Genomic DNA, 3,777 nt, shown 5'->3' with positions numbered 1-3,777 from the left:
ATACTAAGCCCACCGCCGATTTTGCGTAGTATAACAGTTCGTAATTTTACATAAGCAAAGCCAATTAAGAAGACACCTAGCGCATAATGAGCAAGAAAAGTTAACCAATCATTGTTAGACAAAATTCCAACTGAAAGTGCAAAAGCAATTAGATAAGAAATTATGAAAAATCTTTTAGAGCGAGGCTTTAATTTGGAATTTGCAGCTGTAATAATATGGTCGCCGCTCCAAAATAAAGTAAAAACAGCAGCTAATGCACCAAAAGCACGATAGGTATAATTAGGGATTTTTAAATCAATGATTCCTAAAATGATCATCGCCCAACCAATTAAAGATGCACGTGTGACAAATAATCTTTCGAGGTGTAAATTTTTAAATCTTTGCCAAATAGTTCGCCATAAACTCCCTAAAACAAAACGGGTGCGTCTAGAAGAGTCGGTAAGCGAAAGTAAAATTGCTCCAAAGCCGCCAAAACCATTTTTATTTAATTCTGTGATTTTTGTAGCGCCACTGGCCGCAAAAGACTCAAATAAATCATTGGTTAAGGCTTCACGTTCTGCCGGTGAGGCTTCTTCAATCCATTGATTTATCATTTGATTATAAATTCTAGATTCAGGATTTCGATGCTTTCTTGTAACAAAACTTGATCCGGTAATTTCCCAACTCATTGGATCATGTTGAGCCAGTTTAGGTCGATCGCTAACAACAATAGTAGCTTTTAAGCCTTCTTCTGGTTCAAATAAACGGCCAATAATACTGAATTCTGGAACAAACCGATGAATTTTAGGTTGAATTTCATCGACTCTTTTACTTAATCCAGGGCTGTCAAAAGTGTAGACAGCGCTTATGCGATCACGTTCTGTTTCTGGTAATGAAAACAGAGCATATTCAGCTAAATTTCCTCCTTTTGAGTGACCACCGAGAATAAAGGATTGATCATTGCCTTTTAAAAGTTCTTTCAAGTAAGTAGCTGCTGCTTCTTGGGCTGGGGTTGTTTTAAATGAAATTTCAAAGTCTTCTTTCCAGCCGACTAAACTATCATCGGTTCCTCTAAAGGCTAGAAAGTTAGTCCCATCATCAAGAGTAATGCGCATGGCACAGAATTGCGTTTTATCAGTTAAGATAAAAACAAAGTTAGAAAGTTTTGCATTTTCGAATCTGATTGAACCAGCCATCAATTTAAGTAAGCTCTGATAGCGAATTCCGTTTGTGTCATGGGGAGAATCACTAGAGAAATATTCTTGGGCTGCTTTTTTAACAGTAATGGTCTTGTTAGATGAGGGAACAATTCCTTTAAAATCAATATAAATAAAACACGATAATACTAATGCATCGACGGCACTAAAAGGTCGTGACTTGAGATCAATATCACCGCGCCAGGTTATGTAAGAAAGTATATTATTATTTTCCATATGAAAGTTCCTTAGTTTCTTTACTTAGATCACTTTAATTTTAACGCGTAAATGTGAATTAATTGTCAAAATTGTATTATTAATATAAAAAAACAATATCTCCTTAAATAGTATATTGTGTAAGCTTATTAATTGAAAGCTAACTTGTTTTGAGCGTAGAATGGAGTCATAGAGATCAGATACTACTTAATATAGATAGGAAATCGAAATGTTACATTTTTTTAAGAAGAAAACTCTGCAGTCTGTTTTTACTGTGACTGCACCGATAGATGGAATTTTGATGAGCTTGTCGGATGTAAGTGATCCAGTATTTGCTCAGAAGTTGATCGGTGACGGCTTTGCAATAGTACCTGATAAAAATGCCAATACAATCTATGCTCCAGTTTCTGGCAAAGTGGCGAGTCTTCCAGAAACTCGTCAGGCAGTTCTAATTGATACAACTGATGAAATGCAAGTTTTGGTGCATGTGGGTGTTGATACAATTGATTTATTAGGTAATGGCTTTTATGCATACACCAGTCGTGATAAAAAAGTCAAACAAGGTCAAAAATTACTACGCTTTAGTCGCGAATTAATGAAACAAAAAGGTCTTGATTCCACTGTCATGGTAATTTTTTCAAAAGGTGAAAATCCTCACTTACTAATGGATTATGGCTCGCCAGTAAGTCAAGGTGAAGTGTTGATGCGAGAAAGAATCGTAGAAAAATAAGGTCCATTTATAGACCTTATTTTTTTATTGGATCAAATTTAACATGTATAATTAATTATACGAAAGATAGAACCGAGGATGATAATATGATTCTTGAAATTAAAAGTAGAAAAGTTGGTAATTCAGTTTCTTTAATTCTGCCTAAAAGCTTGAAAATCGACGTTGATCAAGTTTTTGTAGTAACTAAGATGCATAATGGAGCCCTAATATTGACTCCCAAACTAAAAAATCCCTATATGACTGATAAAAATATTGATATGAAAGATCCAGAAGGTGATTACTTTGAAGAACAATCGATACAAGATTGGCAAGATTGAAGAGCAAGCTGAATCTTTTCGTCAGGGCGATTTTGTGTGGATGAATTTTTCTCCTTCTGAAGGATTAGAGATGCGAGGAAAACATCCCGCAGTGGTAGTATCAACCGATGCTTATAACCAGGCTGGTAATTATGTAATTGTTTGCCCAATTACTTCTCATGGAAGTGACGCTCCGATTTATTTTAAATTGATTGATTATCATACAGTGCATGGACGTGTAAATTGTTCTCAGATTCATAGTTTTGATCAAAAAAGAGTTATTGGTAAAACTGGTGAACGGATGGAAGCTTCAGATTTTTCATATGTGCATCAATTGCTGAGCTTAGCACTGATGATGGATTATTAAAACTTTAGGTCTTTTACCTAAAGTTTTTTATTCTTATTCTTGTTTTATATACTTTTTAGAAAGCGATTAGTTGTTTTAAAATATAGATATGATTAATTATTTAGAATTAAAAAAGCGATTCGAAAATAACAAAGATTTAGACACCGCAAGGCATATGAAAGCATATATGCGTAATCAATTTGATTTTTATGGTTATCAAGCAGCTAGGCGCAAGCAAGTATATCATCAAGATCTGTTATTAGAGAAAAAAGATAAAAAGATCAACTGGAAACTCCTTGATCAAGCTTGGCAGGACAAATATCGTGAATTTCAGTATTTTGGATGTGATTATTTAATTAGCATGCAAAAGTTTCTAGAGTATAAAGATCTGGAAAAAATAAAAGTTTATGTGACTACAAAATCTTGGTGGGATACGACTGACAGCCTAATTAAACCTATTGGAAAATTAGGCCTAAGAGATAAACGTGTTAATGAATTAATGCTTGAATGGTCAAAACAAGATAATATCTGGTTAGTTCGAGTTGCCATTGAACACCAGTTATTAAGAAAAGAAAAGACAAATACACAATTATTAGCTCAAATTATTGCCAACAATACCTCAAGCGACGAGTTTTTTATTAATAAAGCTATCGGTTGGGCCTTGCGTGATTATTCAAAGACCAATCCGAGCTGGGTTAAAAAATTTATTAGTGATCATCCTGAGATGTCTGATTTTTCAGTTAAACAAGCTAGTAGATACTTAAAATAATTATTAGCGAAAAAACCAAATAATGGTAGGATATAGAATATAGAAAAAGGGGATCAAGATGAAGAAAAATATAAAAATGCTTTTTGCATGTGCTAGCTTATTGCTTTTGGCAGGATGTTCTAACGTTCATGTTTCTAAGGACGGAAATAGTCTAGAGATTGGTCAAACAAAAAAATCAAGAGCTAAATCAGTTGGGTTCCACAGATTTATCACTGAATATCAGCGAATATCGGTGATATACAGGT

6 protein-coding genes are annotated in these 3,777 nt (G+C 34.1%); 5 read left to right on the top strand and 1 reads right to left on the bottom strand.

Translation table 11 applies throughout. The features are described from left to right. Positions 1 to 1,412, bottom strand: a 1,412-nt coding sequence (locus Q0Y70_RS09650) for an Mbeg1-like protein (RefSeq protein WP_297820440.1), incomplete at its 3' end; no start/stop codon positions are given. A gap of 208 nt (positions 1,413 to 1,620) precedes the next feature. On the opposite strand from Q0Y70_RS09650, the gene Q0Y70_RS09645 reads away from it, so the two are divergent. The 5 genes from Q0Y70_RS09645 to Q0Y70_RS09625 form a co-directional block, all read left to right on the top strand. Beyond that, positions 1,621 to 2,121, top strand: a complete 501-nt coding sequence (locus Q0Y70_RS09645) for a PTS glucose transporter subunit IIA (RefSeq protein ID WP_297820437.1) — start codon at positions 1,621 to 1,623, stop codon at positions 2,119 to 2,121. 86 nt (positions 2,122 to 2,207) lie between these two features. Next, a complete protein-coding gene (locus Q0Y70_RS09640) occupies positions 2,208 to 2,438 on the top strand; it encodes a type II toxin-antitoxin system PemI/MazE family antitoxin (RefSeq protein WP_297820434.1) in 231 nt (76 codons plus the stop codon). Further along, positions 2,404 to 2,784 carry a type II toxin-antitoxin system PemK/MazF family toxin gene (locus tag Q0Y70_RS09635; RefSeq protein ID WP_297820431.1) on the top strand — a complete coding sequence of 127 codons (381 nt, stop codon included), beginning with the start codon at positions 2,404 to 2,406 and terminating at the stop codon, positions 2,782 to 2,784. The genes Q0Y70_RS09640 and Q0Y70_RS09635 overlap by 35 nt, the downstream gene beginning before the upstream one ends. An 88-nt stretch (positions 2,785 to 2,872) precedes the next feature. Then, complete coding sequence (locus tag Q0Y70_RS09630; RefSeq protein ID WP_297820428.1) at positions 2,873 to 3,532, top strand: DNA alkylation repair protein; 660 nt, start codon at positions 2,873 to 2,875, stop codon at positions 3,530 to 3,532. Positions 3,533 to 3,590: 58 nt separating this feature from the next. Continuing rightward, the coding region (locus Q0Y70_RS09625; RefSeq protein WP_297820425.1) for a hypothetical protein at positions 3,591 to 3,777 on the top strand (187 nt) is incomplete at its 3' end.

Origin of the sequence: uncultured Lactobacillus sp. (assembly GCF_947367085.1) — a bacterium.
GTDB lineage: Bacteria > Bacillota > Bacilli > Lactobacillales > Lactobacillaceae > Lactobacillus.
Note: the sequence above shows the minus strand (reverse complement) of the source record. Positions and strands in the feature narration are given on the sequence as shown.